At 63.3% G+C, this 16,542-nt stretch carries 17 protein-coding genes; 7 read left to right on the top strand and 10 right to left on the bottom strand.

Going from position 1 to position 16,542, the window contains the following annotated elements:
- The first annotated feature begins 2 nt into the window (after positions 1 to 2).
- On the top strand, positions 3 to 656 hold the full coding sequence (locus AC788_RS13330) for an HAD family hydrolase (protein WP_049861069.1): 654 nt from the start codon (positions 3 to 5) through the stop codon (positions 654 to 656).
- A 3-nt stretch (positions 657 to 659) separates the two neighbouring features.
- On the opposite strand, the gene AC788_RS13335 is transcribed toward AC788_RS13330, so the two are convergent.
- The gene (locus AC788_RS13335) at positions 660 to 1,256 is read right to left on the bottom strand and encodes a tRNA-uridine aminocarboxypropyltransferase (RefSeq protein ID WP_049861070.1); all 597 of its coding nucleotides are present in this window, start codon (positions 1,254 to 1,256) and stop codon (positions 660 to 662) included.
- A 146-nt stretch (positions 1,257 to 1,402) separates the two neighbouring features.
- Between AC788_RS13335 and AC788_RS13340 the strand changes: the two genes are divergently transcribed.
- Positions 1,403 to 1,861 carry a hypothetical protein gene (locus tag AC788_RS13340; protein WP_049861071.1) on the top strand — a complete coding sequence of 153 codons (459 nt, stop codon included), beginning with the start codon at positions 1,403 to 1,405 and terminating at the stop codon, positions 1,859 to 1,861.
- Between the two features lie 11 nt (positions 1,862 to 1,872).
- Here the strand turns inward: AC788_RS13340 and AC788_RS13345 are convergent, their stop codons facing one another.
- Positions 1,873 to 3,198: a sensor histidine kinase gene (locus tag AC788_RS13345; RefSeq protein WP_049861072.1), complete on the bottom strand. Its 1,326-nt coding sequence runs from the start codon at positions 3,196 to 3,198 to the stop codon at positions 1,873 to 1,875.
- The gene (locus tag AC788_RS13350; RefSeq protein WP_049861073.1) at positions 3,195 to 3,878 is read right to left on the bottom strand and encodes a response regulator; all 684 of its coding nucleotides are present in this window, start codon (positions 3,876 to 3,878) and stop codon (positions 3,195 to 3,197) included. The genes AC788_RS13345 and AC788_RS13350 overlap by 4 nt, the downstream gene beginning before the upstream one ends.
- Before the next feature lie 228 nt (positions 3,879 to 4,106).
- On the opposite strand from AC788_RS13350, the gene AC788_RS13355 reads away from it, so the two are divergent.
- Complete coding sequence (locus AC788_RS13355; RefSeq protein WP_049861074.1) at positions 4,107 to 4,922, top strand: TlpA disulfide reductase family protein; 816 nt, start codon at positions 4,107 to 4,109, stop codon at positions 4,920 to 4,922.
- 291 nt (positions 4,923 to 5,213) lie between these two features.
- Here AC788_RS13355 and asd read toward each other — a convergent pair whose 3' ends face one another.
- The 5 genes from asd to leuC form a co-directional block, all read right to left on the bottom strand.
- Positions 5,214 to 6,326, bottom strand: a complete 1,113-nt coding sequence (gene asd / locus AC788_RS13360; RefSeq protein ID WP_049861075.1) for an aspartate-semialdehyde dehydrogenase — start codon at positions 6,324 to 6,326, stop codon at positions 5,214 to 5,216.
- Between the two features lie 66 nt (positions 6,327 to 6,392).
- Positions 6,393 to 7,475 (bottom strand): 3-isopropylmalate dehydrogenase, encoded by a 1,083-nt coding sequence (leuB, locus tag AC788_RS13365; protein ID WP_049861076.1) that lies wholly within the window; start codon positions 7,473 to 7,475, stop codon positions 6,393 to 6,395.
- Positions 7,476 to 7,533: 58 nt separating this feature from the next.
- Positions 7,534 to 8,271, bottom strand: coding sequence for a class I SAM-dependent methyltransferase (locus AC788_RS13370; RefSeq protein WP_049861077.1), 738 nt, complete (start codon positions 8,269 to 8,271; stop codon positions 7,534 to 7,536).
- Between the two features lie 208 nt (positions 8,272 to 8,479).
- Complete coding sequence (gene leuD, locus AC788_RS13375; RefSeq protein WP_049861078.1) at positions 8,480 to 9,121, bottom strand: 3-isopropylmalate dehydratase small subunit; 642 nt, start codon at positions 9,119 to 9,121, stop codon at positions 8,480 to 8,482.
- Positions 9,118 to 10,551, bottom strand: coding sequence for a 3-isopropylmalate dehydratase large subunit (gene leuC, locus AC788_RS13380; protein WP_049861079.1), 1,434 nt, complete (start codon positions 10,549 to 10,551; stop codon positions 9,118 to 9,120). The genes leuD and leuC overlap by 4 nt, the downstream gene beginning before the upstream one ends.
- A 136-nt stretch (positions 10,552 to 10,687) precedes the next feature.
- Here leuC and AC788_RS13385 point away from each other — a divergent pair, with 136 nt between their 5' ends.
- The gene (locus AC788_RS13385; RefSeq protein WP_049861080.1) at positions 10,688 to 11,599 is read left to right on the top strand and encodes a LysR family transcriptional regulator; all 912 of its coding nucleotides are present in this window, start codon (positions 10,688 to 10,690) and stop codon (positions 11,597 to 11,599) included.
- Here AC788_RS13385 and AC788_RS13390 read toward each other — a convergent pair.
- Both AC788_RS13390 and ybaK read right to left on the bottom strand, forming a co-directional pair.
- Complete coding sequence (locus tag AC788_RS13390; RefSeq protein WP_049861081.1) at positions 11,576 to 12,370, bottom strand: PhzF family phenazine biosynthesis protein; 795 nt, start codon at positions 12,368 to 12,370, stop codon at positions 11,576 to 11,578. The genes AC788_RS13385 and AC788_RS13390 overlap by 24 nt on opposite strands.
- 89 nt (positions 12,371 to 12,459) lie before the next feature.
- Positions 12,460 to 12,933 (bottom strand): Cys-tRNA(Pro) deacylase, encoded by a 474-nt coding sequence (gene ybaK / locus AC788_RS13395; protein WP_049861082.1) that lies wholly within the window; start codon positions 12,931 to 12,933, stop codon positions 12,460 to 12,462.
- 296 nt (positions 12,934 to 13,229) lie between these two features.
- Between ybaK and AC788_RS13400 the strand changes: the two genes are divergently transcribed.
- From AC788_RS13400 to AC788_RS13410, 3 genes are all read left to right on the top strand, one after another.
- Positions 13,230 to 14,069 carry an MIP/aquaporin family protein gene (locus tag AC788_RS13400; RefSeq protein WP_049861083.1) on the top strand — a complete coding sequence of 280 codons (840 nt, stop codon included), beginning with the start codon at positions 13,230 to 13,232 and terminating at the stop codon, positions 14,067 to 14,069.
- 55 nt (positions 14,070 to 14,124) lie between these two features.
- The gene (glpK, locus tag AC788_RS13405) at positions 14,125 to 15,627 is read left to right on the top strand and encodes a glycerol kinase GlpK (protein ID WP_049861084.1); all 1,503 of its coding nucleotides are present in this window, start codon (positions 14,125 to 14,127) and stop codon (positions 15,625 to 15,627) included.
- Positions 15,628 to 15,764: 137 nt separating this feature from the next.
- Positions 15,765 to 16,520 (top strand): DeoR/GlpR family transcriptional regulator, encoded by a 756-nt coding sequence (locus tag AC788_RS13410; protein WP_049861085.1) that lies wholly within the window; start codon positions 15,765 to 15,767, stop codon positions 16,518 to 16,520.
- The last annotated feature ends 22 nt before the right edge of the window (positions 16,521 to 16,542 follow it).

A 16,542-nucleotide genomic window follows, 5' to 3' on the forward strand; every position in this document is an offset into this window, starting at 1 on the left:
ATATGGCTCTAGCGATTTTCGATCTCGACGAAACCCTGATCCACGGCGACTGCTCTTCACTCTGGAGCGAGCAGATGGGTCGCCTGGGCTGGGTCGACCCCGAGTCCTTCATGCAACGCGACCACGAGTTGATGCAGGCCTACAGCGAAGGCCGGCTGGCCATGGAGGACTACATGGCGTTCAGCCTGGAGCCGATGCTCGGGCGCTCGCCTGAGGAGGTCGAACACCTGGTCGGGCCCTGGGTCGAGGACTTCATCGAGCCGATCATTTTCAGCGATGCGACCCGCACCATCGCCGCACACCGTGCAGCCGGCGATCGCATCCTCATCATTTCCGCTTCCGGTGTTCATCTGGTTCAGCCCATTGCCGAACGCCTGGGTGTCGACGACGTGCTGGCGATCGACCTGGAACTCAACCACGGCAGCTACAGTGGCAATACGGTCGGCGTATTGACCTACCGCGAGGGCAAGATCAAGCGCCTGCGCGAATGGATGCACGACGAGGGCGAAACCCTGGAGGGGGCCAGCTTCTATTCGGACTCACGCAACGACCTGCCGCTGCTATTGGAAGTGCCCTTCCCCCATGCGGTCAATCCCGACCCGGTACTGCGCGAGCACGCCGAGAAGGCTGGCTGGCCGATTCATCACTGGCGTTGATGGTTACTGGCGTTGATGGTTGCGTCGATACACGTCTTCGCCCATGGCGGCGATCTGCCCTTCGATGAGTGCGTCGAAGGGCTTGAGCAGCGCCTGGAACGAGGCCGGCGCTTCAAGTACTTCCAGGGCCTGGGTGATGGCCTCCAGGGTCGACAGCGCGCCAGGACCAGGTGCCTTGCGCAGCCGATAACGCGAGGGCTCGGCAGCGGCCAGCTGAACCCTGGGCAGGTCGGCGAGCAACGGGTTGAGGTGCAGCAGCTTGCGCGCCTTGCGCCAGGTGCCGTCGGGCACCACCAGCAACCTTGGCTGGGCATCCGGCGCGTAGACACTCAAGGCTTCACTGCGCTCATCGGGAAACAACAGGCAGGGCTGATAGCCTGGCTGCGCCAGCCACCGGGCCAGGTCAGCGAAGACTTCGCCGACCTTGATCTCGCAGTTCTGCAGTCCAAGCGCGGCCAGGCGCGCCGTATTCAGCGCGTGATTCACCTCGCTGGGATGCTGCAGGATCAGCACCCGCGTTCGGCTGGGCAGGTTCGGGATCAACGCACACAAGCACAGGGCCTGAGGGCGTTGGCAGCGAGGGCATTGAGGTCTGGACATACGCAATTGTGCCATGAGGCCGCATGGCGACAATACCGGGCCGGACGCGCGCGTGCGAAAAAGTCGCGCACCGGGCCGCTAAACCTTTGTACCCCGGTGGCCGATCCGCTCTAATGTGAGCCCCACTGTCCCAGGACCCTGCCGCAATGAAATACTGCTGCGCATTACTTTTCAGCTTGCTGTCCCTTACCGCCCAGGCCACGGAAGTCGGCGAACGGCTGGCCCCCTGGACCCTGCTCGATCAGTTCGAACAACCCTACTCGCTCAGCGACGAGACCCAACTGATCATCGTCGCGCGCAGCATGGACGCCGCCCAGTTGATGGGTACGGCCATGGAAAAACGGCCCAAGGACTTTCTCGAGTCGCGACATGCGGCCTATATCGCCGACATCGAGCGCATGCCGTCGGTGGCCAAGTGGATCGCCATTCCCGGCATGAAGAAACTCAACTATCGCATTCTGCTGGACCAGGAAGGCCGCGTCGCACCGCGCTACGACGGCGACCGCGAAACCGTGCAGTGGCTGGAGCTCAAGGATGGCGTGGTGGTGGACATCAAGACCTTCAGCGATTCGCAGCAACTGGCCAGCGCGCTGTCGGCACGCTGAGCCAACGGCGTTCACACCGGTCGGAACGGGATTTTGAAGCTGACGCGCAAGCCGTCTTCGGTACTGTCGAAGTGCAGGGTACAGCCGCAACGCTGGGCGATCGCCTGAACGATGGCCAGGCCCAGCCCGCAACCGGTGCTGGAACGGCTGCGCCAGAAGCGCTGGGTCAGGTGTTCCAGGTCTTGGGCGGCGATGCCAGGGCCGAAGTCACGGACCGTGAAGCATACGCAGCCAGGCTCCGTGGCCAGCGTCAGCCAGACCGGCGCCTGATCGGGGCTGTGCCGCAACGCGTTGTCGATCAGGTTGCGCAGTGCCTGTACCGCCAGGGTCGATGGCATGCCCAAGGCTATTGATGGCAGCCGCGGCGGGACGTGCAATTCGACCCGCCAGCGGTCCTCCGGGCGAGCGTCGCCGATGGCCAGGCGCGCCACCTGTTCGGCGCTGCACGGTGCGCCATCGTCGAACGACAGGCTGCCTTCGACCCTTGCCAGCAAGAGCAATTGTTCGAGGGTGCGCTGCAGGCGGTCGGCGCCCTCCTCGGCATGGCCCAGCGCCTGTTCGTGGGCGAGCCCGGCCGTCATGCGGGCGACCTGCAGGTGGGTCTTGATCGCGGTCAAGGGACTGCGCAGTTCATGGGCCGCATCACCGGTCAGCTGCCGCTCCCGCTCCAGAGTACGGCCGATGCGCAGGAACAGCTGGTTCTGGGTTTCCAGCAGCGGTTGCAACTCACTGGGCAGCGACTTCAGCGCCAGCGGTTCAAGGGCATCGACGTCGCGCTTGCGCAGCGCCTCGCACATGCGATTGAGGGGCGCCAGGCCTTTGCCGATGCCCAGCCAGAGCATCGCGATGCTACCCAGCAGGGCCATCAGTACCGGTGCGGAAGCGGCCAGCAGTACCGAACGGTTCAACGCCTCGCGTTCCAGTTCGCGGTCTGCGGTGGTGATCCGCACATCGTCCCGAGCCAGGGTGAAACTGCGCCAGTGTTCGCCATCGATCTCCTGATCGTGGAAGCCGGTGCGCTGGTCATCCAGCACTTGATCGGCATTGCCATGGCTGCGGGCGAGGATTTCACCACGCAGAGAGCTGACCTGGCAGGCGATACCGTCGGGGATGCTCCATTGATCGGCGCTGAAGCGGGTGCCCTCGCCCTGCGCGGACAACGGTTGCGGCAGCCGATCGACCAGGCCGGCGACCATGCGCGCCGACGCCACCAGGCGCTGGTCGAGAGAGAACATCATCTGGCTGCGCAAGTCGCGGAACATCCAGGTCGCAGCCAGCGCCCAGATCAGCACGAAGGCCGTGCCCAGAATCAGACTCAAGCGCAGGCGCAGGCTCATTGCGGCTCCTGCGCTGCGGCCTGGGCCGGCCCCAAGCGATAGCCCAGGCCGCGGACGGTTTCGACGATGCCGTTGCCCAGCTTGCGCCGCAGATGGTGGATGTGAACGTTCAACGCATTGCTTTCCACTTCGTCGCTGAAGCCATAGACACTGTCCTTGAGCTGCTCGCCCGAGAGCACGCGGCCTCGGTTCTGCAGCAGGGCGTACAACAGCGCCTGCTCGCGACGGGACAGGTCGACGGCCTGGCCGGCCAGCCAGGTCTGGCGGGTGCTGGGGTCGTGTTGCAAAGGGCCGTGTTCGATCATGTTCAGGGTCCGCCCGGCCACTCGGCGCTGCAGGGTGTGCAGGCGCGCGCACAGTTCACGCAGGTCGAAGGGTTTGAGCAAGTAGTCGTCGGCGCCGGCCTGCAGACCAGCAACCCGATCGCTGACGCTGTCGCGGGCGGTCAACACCAGCACCGGCAGCGCCTCGCCCTTGTGGCGCAACCGTTGCAGCAGCTTGATACCATCCTCGTCGGGCAGCCCAAGATCCAGCACCATCACATCGAAGCTGGCGGCCTGCAGCATGGCCTGGGCGGCAGAAGCCGTGGCCACCCGATCGACGTTCAGACCCTGGGCATTGAGCCCGGCGACGATGCCGCTGGCGATCAGGTCATCGTCTTCGCAAAGCAATACGTGCATGACAGCGCTCGAAGGATAAATGCCCACGGTGACAGGCCGTGATTAACACAACATTATGCGCGCAAACGCCCGTGACGACGGGCATCGGCCGCGAAAAATGCAGCGCGGTGTGACTGTCGGGGCCGGGCTGCCCGTTCGCGGCCGCGGACGGCTCATGCGGATTGGGTTAACCGTCGGTTAACCTGAGTGCCGCCATACTTGCTTCATCACCTCAAGAGACCCCTACCGATGCTGAGCCTTTCCGTGGGGCCATTCGCGCTTTCCCTGCATCACCTGCTGATACTGCTGGCCTTGGGCCTGGCCAGCGTCGTGGGTTGGCAGATGTCGCGGCGAGGGCTGGGCAGCAATCCTGAAGTGCTGATCTTTCGCCTGTTCCTGCTGTGCCTGGTGGTGGCACGCGTCGCTTTCGTGATGCGTTACTGGGCGCAGTACCGTGCCGATCCGTGGCAGATTCCCGATATCCGCGATGGCGGCTTCCTGCTGTGGCCGGGGCTGGCGGTCAGCGGCGTGACGGCGCTGGTGTATGCCTGGCGGCGCCCACTGGCGCGGGTCACCTTGGGCACAAGCCTGGTCAGCGGCCTGATGTTCTGGGCCGTCACCAGTCTGGCCAGCCAGTGGTACCTGCAGGAACGCCACGCGCAATTACCCGACGTCACCCTGCACACTGCAGCAGGTGAGCCTGTGGCGCTTCGCAGTTACTCAGGGCAACCGCTGGTGATCAATCTCTGGGCCAGCTGGTGCCCGCCTTGCAGACGGGAAATGCCAGTGCTGCTGGACATGCAGAAACGCCATCCGCAGGTACGTTTTCTGTTCGTCAACCACGGGGAAACCGCGCAGATCATCACAAGCTTTGCGGGAACGATGGGGCTGGATCTGCAACAGGTGGCATTCGACAGCCAGGGCGATCTGGGCCGCGCATTGGGTTCGGTCGCACTGCCAACCACGCTGTTCTACAGCGCCGACGGCAAGCTGCTGGGCAGTCATCTGGGCGAGCTGTCGACGGCCAGCCTGAACCACGCGCTGGAAGCCTTCGAAAACCGGTAACCGCCGACGCCCCCTGTAGCAGCGGCGCAAGCCGCGTCGGCGATGAACGCGGTATGCCTGAAAGAACGCGATGAACCCGGACGCGGCTCGCGCCGCTGCTACAGAGACCGCGCACCCTGTAGCAGCGGCGCAAGCCGCGTCGGCGATGAACGCGGTATGCCTGAAAGAACGCGATGAACCCGGACGCGGCTCGCGCCACTGCTACAGAGACCGCGCACCCTGTAGCAGCGGCGCAAGCCGCGGCGGCGGTCGGTGCGGTTCGGCTGGGGGAACCCAGCGAACCTGAGGAAATCAACGCTCCAGCAAAATCCGCAGCATGCGGCGCAACGGTTCGGCGGCGCCCCACAGCAGCTGGTCGCCGACGGTGAACGCGCCCAGGTATTGCGAGCCCATGTTCAGCTTGCGCAAGCGCCCGACCGGAATGTTGAGCGTGCCGGTGACCTGGGTCGGGGTCAGTTCCTGCATGCTCGCTTCACGGCTGTTGGGTACCAGTTTGACCCATGGGTTGTGCTGGCTGATCAGGCCTTCGATGTCCGCCATCGGCACGTCCTTGTTCAGCTTGATGGTCAGCGCCTGACTGTGGCAGCGCATGGCGCCGATGCGCACGCAGATGCCGTCCACCGGGATCGGGCTCTTGAAGCGACCCAGGATCTTGTTGGTCTCGGCCTGAGCCTTCCACTCTTCACGGCTCTGCCCGTTCGGCAGCTCCTTGTCGATGTACGGAATCAGACTGCCGGCCAGCGGCACACCGAAGTTCTCGGTCGGATAACCCTCGCCACGCATGGCCTCGGCCACCTTGCGATCGATGTCCAGAATGGCACTGGCCGGGTTGGCCAGGTCATCGGCCACCGAGGCGTGGGTGCTGCCCATCTGCTTGATCAGCTCGCGCATGTTCTGCGCACCGGCACCGGACGCCGCCTGGTAGGTCATGGCGCTCATCCACTCCACCAGACCGGCCTCGAACAGGCCGCCCAGGCCCATGAGCATCAGGCTCACGGTGCAGTTGCCGCCGATGTAGTTCTTGGTGCCGGCATCGAGCTGCTGGTCGATCACGCGGCGGTTGACCGGGTCGAGCACGATCACCGCGTCATCCTGCATGCGCAGGCTGGAGGCGGCGTCGATCCAGTAGCCCTGCCAGCCGGCCTCGCGCAGCTTGGGGAATACCTCGCTGGTGTAGTCGCCACCCTGGCAGGTCAGGATCACGTCGAGTGTCTTCAGCTCTTCAATGCTGTAGGCATCCTTGAGCGGGGCAATGTCCTTGCCCACCGCAGGCCCTTGGCCGCCCACATTGGAGGTGGTGAAAAACACCGGCTCGATAAGATCGAAATCCTGCTCTTCCAGCATCCGCTGCATGAGCACGGAACCGACCATGCCGCGCCAACCGATCAGACCTACACGTTTCATCGCAACTACACCTTCTTGAAAAGTGGGCCGCTGCTTTCGATTGAAAGTCGCAGCGGGCCCAAGAGATTACAGATTCCGCAGCGCGGCGACTACTGCATCGCCCATTTCCTGCGTACCGACCCGCGCGTTGCCTTCGGACCAGATGTCGCCGGTGCGCAAGCCCTGGTCCAGGACCAGGCTGACCGCCTGCTCGATGGCATCGGCGGCCGCGTGCTGATTGAAGCTGTAGCGCAGCATCATCGACACCGAGAGGATGGTCGCCAGCGGGTTGGCGATGCCCTGCCCGGCGATGTCCGGTGCCGAACCGTGGCACGGCTCGTACATGCCCTTGTTGTGGGCGTCCAGGGAGGCCGAGGGCAACATGCCGATGGAGCCGGTGAGCATCGACGCCTCATCGGAAAGAATGTCGCCGAACATGTTGTCAGTGACCATCACGTCGAATTGTTTCGGCGCCCGCACCAGCTGCATGGCGGCGTTGTCGACGTACATGTGGCTCAGCTCGACATCGGGATAATCCTTGCCGATCTCTTCGGCCACTTCGCGCCACAGCTGGCTGGACGCCAATACGTTGGCCTTGTCCACCGAGCAGAGCTTCTTGCCGCGGACCTGGGCCATGTCGAAGCCCACGCGCACGATGCGGCGGATTTCGCTCTCGCTGTAGGGCAGCGTGTCGTACGCCTGGCGCTCGCCGCCTTCCAGTTCACGGGTGCCACGGGGGGCGCCGAAGTAGATGCCGCCGGTCAGCTCACGGACGATGAGGATGTCCAGCCCGGCAACGATTTCCGGCTTCAGGCTGGAAGCGTCCGCCAGTTGCGGATAAAGGATGGCAGGACGCAGGTTGGCGAACAGGCCCAACTGCGAACGGATTTTCAGCAGGCCGCGCTCCGGGCGTATGTCGCGCTCGATCTTGTCCCATTTCGGACCGCCCACGGCGCCCAGCAGCACCGCATCGGCGGCACGGGCGCGTTCCAGGGTTTCATCGGCCAGCGGCACGCCGTGCTTGTCGATGGCTGCGCCACCGATCACGTCATGGGCCAGCTCGAAGCCCAGTTGGAACTTGTCGTTGGCCAGCTCCAGCACCTTGACCGCTTCGGCCATGATTTCCGGGCCGATGCCGTCGCCTGGGAGAATCAGAATCTGCTTGCTCATGCTTTCCTCGTTAATTCCGGTAATACGGCGCGCCCTCGGGCAGACCGTGAATGAATGCTCAACGCTGGGCCCACAACACCAGCACGTCGGTGCTGAACGAACCATTGTCGTCGATCTGGTAATACTCGCGCACCTCGGCGCCCACGGCTTGCTGCAAGGTGCGGATGGCCGCACGCATGACCTCAGGGGTGCGCATGCGCTCGACCCAGGACACGTATTCAAGGCGCAGGCGCTGGCGTGTATGCCCGCGCACCTGCAGCCCGGCCGCATTGATCTGGCTCAGCCATTCGCCGGCACTGTAGTCGCGCACATGACTGGTGTCGCGCAGCACTTCCACGCTCTGCAGATAGGTATCGAGCAGAGGGTTGCCCGGCGACATCACGTCGATGAAGCACGCCACGCCACCGGGCTTGAGCACCCGGCGCACTTCGCGCAGGGCCAGGCCCAGGTCGCTCCAGTGGTGAGCCGAGTAGCGGCTGAACACGTAGTCGAATTCGCCATCGGCGAACGGCAGCTGTTCGGCCGGGCCGAGCTGGGTGCTGACGTTGCCCAGCCCTCGCTCGTGAGCGGCGCTGGCGACTACATCGAGCATCTGCTGCGACAGATCATAGGCCACCACCTGCTTGACCAGTGGCGCGCAGTGAAAGCTGACGTGCCCGGCGCCGCAACCCAGATCCAGCAATCGAGCCTGGGACTGGCCGGCCAGTTCCGCCTGAAGCAGCGCAAATTCCGCGCCCTGGGCGTGAACGGCGCTGCTCAGGTAGGCCGAGGCCTGCTCGCCGAACTGTTTCTGCACGACTTGGCTGTGCTAGGTCATGGACTGGGCTTCCTTGTGCCTGGGTTTGTGGTGGCCTTGCCGGCCCCTTCGCGGGCAGAGGGCTCGCCGCCCGCCCCGCTCCCACAGGGTCTCCACTTATCTGTCATGAAGGGAACGGGTGGGAGCGGGGCGGGCGGCGAGCCCTCTGCCCGCGAAGAGGCCAATCCTGCCTACATCAATCAATCAATCAATCGCGAAACAACCAGGGCTGGCTCGCCCGATGCTTGGCCTCGAACGCCGCAATGGCTTCCCCGTCCTGCAAGGTCAGCCCGATATCATCCAAGCCGTTGAGCAGGCAATGCTTGCGAAACTCGTCGATCTCGAAGCTGTACACCTTGCCGCTCGGGCTGGGGACAGTCTGCGCGGCCAGGTCCACGGTCAGCTGGTAACCCGGCGCCGCCTCGACTTCCTTGAACAGCTCATCGACTTCCGCATCGCTGAGGATGATCGGCAGCAGGCCGTTCTTGAAGCTGTTGTTGAAGAAAATGTCGGCATAGCTGGGCGCGATCACGGTGCGGAAACCGTACTCGTCCAACGCCCACGGCGCGTGCTCGCGACTGGAACCGCAACCGAAGTTTTCCCGCGCCAGCAACACGCTGGCGCCTTGGTAGCGCTCATGGTTGAGCACGAAATCCTTGTTCAGCGGGCGCTTGGAGTTGTCCTGGTAAGGTTGCCCGACATCCAGGTAGCGCCACTCGTCGAACAGGTTCGGGCCGAAGCCGGTGCGCTTGATCGACTTCAAGAACTGCTTGGGAATGATCTGGTCGGTGTCCACGTTGGCACGATCCAACGGAGCGACCAGGCCGGTGTGACGAGTAAAGGCTTTCATGCTGCGCTCCCCTGGATCAATTCACGAACGTCGACGAAACGGCCGACAACGGCGGCGGCGGCGGCCATGGCCGGGCTGACCAGGTGGGTACGCCCACCGGCGCCCTGACGGCCTTCGAAGTTTCGGTTGGAGGTCGACGCGCAATGCTCGCCCGACTCCAGCCGATCCGGGTTCATCGCCAGGCACATGGAGCAGCCCGGTTCGCGCCACTCGAAGCCCGCCTCGAGAAAGATCTTGTCCAGGCCTTCGCTTTCGGCCTGTTCCTTGACCAGGCCCGAGCCCGGCACGACGATCGCCTGCTTGATGGTCGAGGCCACCTTGCGGCCCTTGGCGATGACGGCGGCGGCGCGCAGGTCTTCGATGCGCGAATTGGTGCACGAACCGATGAACACACGGTCGAGCTGAATATCGGTGATCGCCTGGTTGGCGGTCAGGCCCATGTATTTCAAGGCACGCTCGATGGAACCGCGTTTGACGAGATCCGCCTCACGGGCCGGATCCGGCACGTTCTGATCCACGGCCAGGACCATCTCCGGCGAGGTGCCCCAGCTGACCTGTGGCTTGATCTGCGCGGCATCCAGATGCACCACCGTGTCGAAATGGGCATCGGCGTCGGACACCAGCCCTTTCCAAGACTCCACCGCCTTGTCCCAATCGCCGCCACGAGGCGCGAACGGGCGACCCTTGACGTAGGCGATGGTCTTTTCATCGGCGGCCACCAGACCCACGCGGGCGCCAGCCTCGATGGACATGTTGCAGATGGTCATGCGGCCTTCCACCGAGAGATCGCGAATGGCGCTGCCGGCGAACTCGATGGCATGGCCATTGCCGCCAGCGGTGCCGATCTTGCCAATCACGGCCAGCACGATGTCCTTGGCGGTGACACCGAACGGCAAGGTGCCTTCGACCAGCACCTGCATGTTCTTCATTTTCTTGGCCACCAGGCACTGCGTGGCGAGCACGTGCTCGACCTCCGAGGTACCGATACCGTGAGCCAGGGCACCAAAGGCACCGTGGGTCGAGGTGTGCGAGTCGCCACAGACCACGGTCATGCCGGGCAAGGTCGCGCCCTGCTCCGGGCCGATCACGTGAACGATGCCCTGGCGCACGTCGTTCATCTTGAATTCGGTGATGCCGTATTCATCGCAGTTGTCGTCCAGAGTCTGCACCTGCAGACGCGACACCTGGTCGGCGATGGCACCGATGCCGCCCTTGCGCTCCGGGGTGGTCGGTACGTTGTGATCGGGCGTGGCGATGTTGGCGTCGATGCGCCATGGTTTGCGGCCGGCCAATCGCAACCCTTCGAACGCCTGGGGCGAAGTCACTTCGTGGATGATGTGACGGTCGATGTAGATCAGCGCCGAACCATCGTCGCGCTGCTTGACCAAATGCGAATCCCAGAGCTTGTCGTAGAGCGTTTTGCCGGCCATCAGACGTTTCCTCATCAGTGTTTCTAATCTTTCTATGCCAATAACCGCTTGGCTTGTAGGGATGATGCTATGGGGTTATCTTGAATAACTCAAATTCATAATTTTCATACTTTGGATAACCAAAAGGAATCGGTTCATGGACCTGGCCAGTCTCAATGCCTTTATCGCCATTGCCGAAGTGGGCAGCTTCTCCAGAGCCGGGGATCGCCTGCATTTGACTCAACCTGCGATCAGCAAACGCATTGCCAGTCTGGAGCAGCAGCTGGGTGTGCGGCTGTTCGACCGGCTGGGTCGGGAAGTCAATCTGACCGAGGCCGGAAGAGCGCTGCTGCCGCGGGCCTACCAAATTCTCGACGTGCTCGAAGACACCCGTCGCGCCCTGACCAACCTCAGCGGTGACGTCACCGGTCGGCTCACTCTGGCCACGAGCCACCATATCGGCCTGCACCGATTACCCCCGCTGCTGCGCACCTACACGCGCATGTACCCCAAGGTCGCCCTGGACATTCAGTTTCTCGATTCGGAAGTGGCCTATGAGGAGATTCTCCACGGTCGGGCGGAGCTGGCGGTCATCACCCTCGCGCCCGAGCCCCACCACCTGGTGCGCTCGGTGCCGGTGTGGCATGACCTGCTGGATTTCGTCGCCGCACCTGAACATCCGCTGGCCCTGCAGGACGCGGTGAAGCTGAGCGATATCGCCGAACATCCGGCGGTGTTTCCCGGCGGCAATACCTTCACCCACCACATTGTCAGTCGTCTGTTCGAGGCTCAGGGCCTGAGCCCCAACATCGCCATGAGTACCAACTACCTGGAAACCATCAAGATGATGGTGTCGATTGGACTGGCATGGAGTGTGTTGCCGCGCACCATGCTCGACGATCAGGTGGCGCGCTTCGTACTGCCCGGTGTGCAGTTGAGTCGGCAGCTGGGCTACATCCTGCACACCGAGAGAACCTTGTCGAACGCCGCCCGGGCATTCATGGCGTTGCTCGATGGCCAGGCCAGCATTTCGGCGGCGGATGAATCAGAGCTGCGGGCCCAGGAGTAGCCGCCCGCTGCTGACCAGCGTGGCATAGCCGCCGATCTTGACCCGATCGCCTTCCCTGCGGCAAAACAGCTCGCCCCCGCGGGCCGAGCACTGGTACGCGCTGAGGCTGGTCTTGACCAGGCGCTTGGACCAGTACGGAATGAGGCTGCAGTGGGTGGAACCGGTCACCGCGTCTTCGTCGATGCCAATGGCCGGGGCGAAATAGCGCGAGACAAAATCGTGATGATCACCCCGTGCGGTGATGATCACCCCAGGCCAGGGCAAGCGAGCCAGCGCCGCCATGTTCGGCTGACATTCGCGCACTGCCTGCTCCGACTCCAGCAGCACGAACAGTGAGGTTGCCGCCATCACATCGACCGCCTCGCAGCCCAGCGCACGCTCCACATCCAGCGTCAGGCCCAGTTGTTCTTCAGGCATCATGGCCGGGAAATCCAGCCACAGGCGGTCGCCCTCGCGGCTGACGGTCAGGGTGCCGGAACGGCTGGCGAACGACAGGCTGGTCGCGGTTTCGCCATAGACGTGGAACAAAACGTAGGCACTGGCCAGAGTGGCATGACCGCACAAGGGCACTTCGGTGCGCGGCGTGAACCAGCGGATGTGCCAGCCCTGAGCCTCGCGCACCATGAACGCGGTCTCGGCCAGGTTGTGTTCGGCAGCGATCTTCTGCATCAGTTCGTCGGCCAGCCAGCTGTCCAGGCGATAGACGATGGCAGGGTTGCCAGCAAACGGATGTTGGGTAAACGCATCGACCTGATGGAAATCCAGTTGCATGGCATTCCTCGCTGTAGCGGAAAGGGGTAGCGCCCAGGCCGTGGGCTATTGGCGTTCGACTCGTGGAGTCGATGAATAATTTCTTGCGTTCATCCAGCACGGCCGATATCGGCGAAGCAGCCTTGGGTATGCTCGGCCAGCAACTGCGGCGCCAGTTCCACTTCCAACCCGCGTCTGCCGGCGCTGACATACACGCTGGGCATCGTCGCTGCGGTTTGATCGATGAACGTGCGCAGGCGCTTTTTCTGCCCCAAGGGGCTGATGCCGCCCAGCAGGTAGCCGGTGGCGCGCTGCGCGGCCTGTGGGTCGGCCATCTCGCACTTCTTGACCCCCGCCGCCTGTGCCAGTGCCTTGAGGTCCAGCGTGCCGGTCACGGGCACCACTGCCACCAGCAGTTCGCTTTTTTCAGTGGCCGCCAGCAGGGTCTTGAACACCTGAGCCGGGGCCAGGCCGAGCTTTTCGACCGCTTCCAATCCGTAGGACGCGGCCTTGGGATCGTGTTCATAGGCATGCACCCGATGGTCGGCGCGATGCTTCTTCAAGAGGTCCAGGGCAGGTGTCATGCAGGGACTCCAGACAAATAAAACCGATGCCCGGCATTAGGACACAGGCAGGCAAGCCACGCCAACCGTGGCTTTGCCGCAAATGGACGAATCCGTTCTCGACCATTGAACGAACTCGTTCACTTTCGACCTTTGACAGCGGCGTTTCTTGTCTATATTTTTTCGTTTGCGAAGATAGGCACGATAGTACAATGTGCTGAAAGGTTGTAATCCGGCGCGCGATGGGGATCGCACGACGGCAGATTCCAGGCGCCAAAAACGGCGTCAGACAAAAAAAACAATTGGGGTAACACACAATGACCGCACAGCAACAAGCGACCCTGTCGGGTCAGTGCATTGCCGAGTTTCTCGGAACCGCACTGCTTATCTTCTTCGGTACTGGCTGCGTCGCGGCGCTCAAGGTCGCAGGGGCCAGCCTCGGCCTATGGGAAATCAGCATCATCTGGGGCGTCGGCGTGAGCATGGCGATCTACCTGACGGCTGGCGTGTCCGGAGCGCATCTGAACCCGGCCGTCAGCATCGCCCTGTGCCTGTTCGGCGGTTTCGAAAAGCGCAAGCTGCCCTTCTACATTCTGGCTCAGGTTGCCGGCGCGTTCTGCTCGGCGGCGCTGGTCTACACGCTCTACAGCAGCCTGTTCTTCGATTACGAACAGACCCACGGCATCGTCCGCGGCACGCAGGCGAGCCTGGAAACGGCGAGCATCTTCTCCACCTATCCGCACGCGGCGCTGTCCATCGGTCAGGCTTTCCTGGTCGAGATGGTCATCACCGCCATCCTGATGGGAGTGATCATGGCCTTGGGCGACGAGCACAATGGCCTTCCGCGCGGCGCCATGGCACCGTTGCTGGTGGGTTTGCTGATCGCGGTGATCGGCAGCGCCATGGGCCCACTGACCGGCTTCGCCATGAACCCGGCCAGGGATTTCGGTCCCAAGCTGATGACCTTTATCGCCGGGTGGGGTGAAATAGCCTTCACCGGTGGCCGTACGATTCCCTATTTCATCGTGCCCATCGTGGCGCCGATCGTAGGTGCCTGCCTGGGCGCCGGCGCTTACCGGGTACTGATCGCCCGCCACCTGCCCAACTCGCTCAACGAGTCGGCCAAGGCGGCCGCATCGAAGGTCCAGGCCTCCTGAGCCTGCACAGCTACTCCATTCCGCATCTATTTCAAACTTGCGCAAGGCCATCGACATGACCGATACCGACAACAAGAACTACATCATCGCCCTGGACCAAGGCACGACCAGCTCGCGGGCCATCATTTTCGACCGCGACGCCAACGTCGTCGGCACCTCGCAGCGCGAGTTCGCCCAGCACTACCCGCAGGCAGGCTGGGTGGAGCACGATCCGATGGAAATCTTCGCCACCCAGAGCGCGACCATGGTCGAAGCCCTGGCCCAGGCCGGGTTGAGCCACGCCCAGGTCGCAGCCATCGGCATCACCAACCAGCGTGAAACCACCGTGGTGTGGGACAAGAACAGCGGTCGCCCGATCTACAACGCCGTGGTCTGGCAGTGCCGACGCAGCACCGAGATCTGCCAGCAGCTCAAGCGCGATGGCATGGAAGACTACATCAAGCAGACCACCGGCCTGGTCGTCGATCCGTACTTCTCGGGCACCAAGCTCAAGTGGATTCTGGACAACGTCGAAGGCAGCCGCGAGCGCGCCCGCAACGGCGAGCTGCTGTTCGGCACCATCGATAGCTGGCTGATCTGGAAATTCACCGGCGGCAAGGTCCACGTCACCGACTACACCAACGCCTCGCGCACCATGCTCTTCAACATCCATACGCTGGAGTGGGACGAGAAGATGCTGCAGACCCTGGACATCCCCCGCGAGATGCTGCCAGAGGTCAAGTCGTCGTCGGAAGTCTACGGCCACACCAAGAGCGGCATCGCCATTGCCGGTATCGCCGGCGACCAGCAGGCCGCCCTGTTCGGCCAGATGTGCGTCGAACCCGGCCAGGCCAAGAACACCTACGGCACCGGTTGCTTTCTGCTGATGAACACCGGCAAGAAGGCTGTGACTTCGCAACACGGGATGCTCACCACCATCGGCTGCGGGCCGCGTGGCGAAGTGGCCTACGCCCTGGAAGGCGCCGTGTTCAACGGCGGCTCGACCGTGCAGTGGCTGCGCGACGAACTGAAGATCGTCAACGACGCCTACGACACCGAATACTTCGCCAGCAAGGTCAAGAACACCAACGGCGTGTACCTGGTACCGGCCTTCACCGGCCTGGGCGCGCCCTACTGGGACCCCTATGCCCGTGGCGCACTCTTCGGCCTGACCCGCGGCGTGCGCGTGGACCACATTATTCGCGCCGCACTGGAATCGATCGCCTACCAGACCCGCGACGTACTCGACGCGATGCAACAGGACTCCGGCGAACGCCTGAGCGCCCTGCGCGTGGACGGCGGCGCGGTGGCCAACAACTTCCTCATGCAGTTCCAGGCCGACATCCTCGGCACGCCGGTGGAGCGTCCGCAGATGCGCGAGACCACGGCTCTGGGCGCCGCCTACCTCGCAGGCCTGGCATGCGGCTTCTGGGGCAGCCTGGACGAATTGCGCGGCAAGGCCGTGATCGAACGCACCTTCGAGCCGCTGCTCGATGAAGCCGGCAAGGAAAAACTGTACGCCGGCTGGAAAAAGGCCGTCGAACGCACCCGCGACTGGGAACCGCACGAAGAGCAGTGATCGAGCAGGCACCGGCCGGGCAATCCGGCCGGTGCCTTGCGGATTGATGCAATGCCGGCCCCTGCAATCAAGTCTGGCGATGGGGGCCTTTGCTGCGGCATCATGCATGCTTTTGCATGGCAGCCAAAGGAAGCCCCATGAACCTGCCTCCCCGCCAACAGCAGATCCTGGAACTGGTACGCGAACGCGGCTATGTCAGCATCGAGGAAATGGCCCAGCTGTTCGTCGTGACACCGCAGACCATTCGGCGTGACATCAACCAACTGGCCGAGGTCAACCTGCTGCGCCGTTACCACGGTGGCGCCGCCTACGACTCGAGCATCGAGAACACGGCCTACGCCATGCGTGCCGACCAGATGCGTGACGAGAAACAACGCATCGCCGAAGCCATCGCCGCCCAGATCCCCGACCATGCTTCGCTGTTCATCAACATCGGCACCACCACGGAATCCATCGCTCGCGCCCTGCTCAACCACAGCCATCTGAAGATCATCACCAACAACCTGCACGTGGCCTCGATCCTCAGTGGCAAGGACGATTTCGATGTGCTGCTGGCCGGCGGCAACGTGCGTCGCGACGGCGGCGTGGTGGGTCAGGCCAGTATCGACTTCATCACCCAGTTCAAGGTCGACTTCGCCCTGGTCGGCATCAGTGGCATCGACGAAGACGGCAGCCTGCTGGACTTCGACTATCAGGAAGTTCGCGTCAGTCAGGCGATCATCGCCAACGCGCGGCAGGTCATCCTGGCCGCCGACTCAAGCAAGTTCGGCCGCAATGCCATGGTTCGCCTGGGCCCGATCAGCCTGATCGATTGCCTGGTCACCGACCAGCCCCCCGTCCCCGCCCTGCTGCAATTGCTGCAACAGCACAAGATTCGTCTGGACATCGTCTGACCCTGTGGCAGCGGCGCAAGCC

This window comes from Pseudomonas sp. RIT-PI-a (assembly GCF_001187875.1).
Classification (GTDB): Bacteria; Pseudomonadota; Gammaproteobacteria; order Pseudomonadales; family Pseudomonadaceae; genus Aquipseudomonas; species Aquipseudomonas coleopterorum.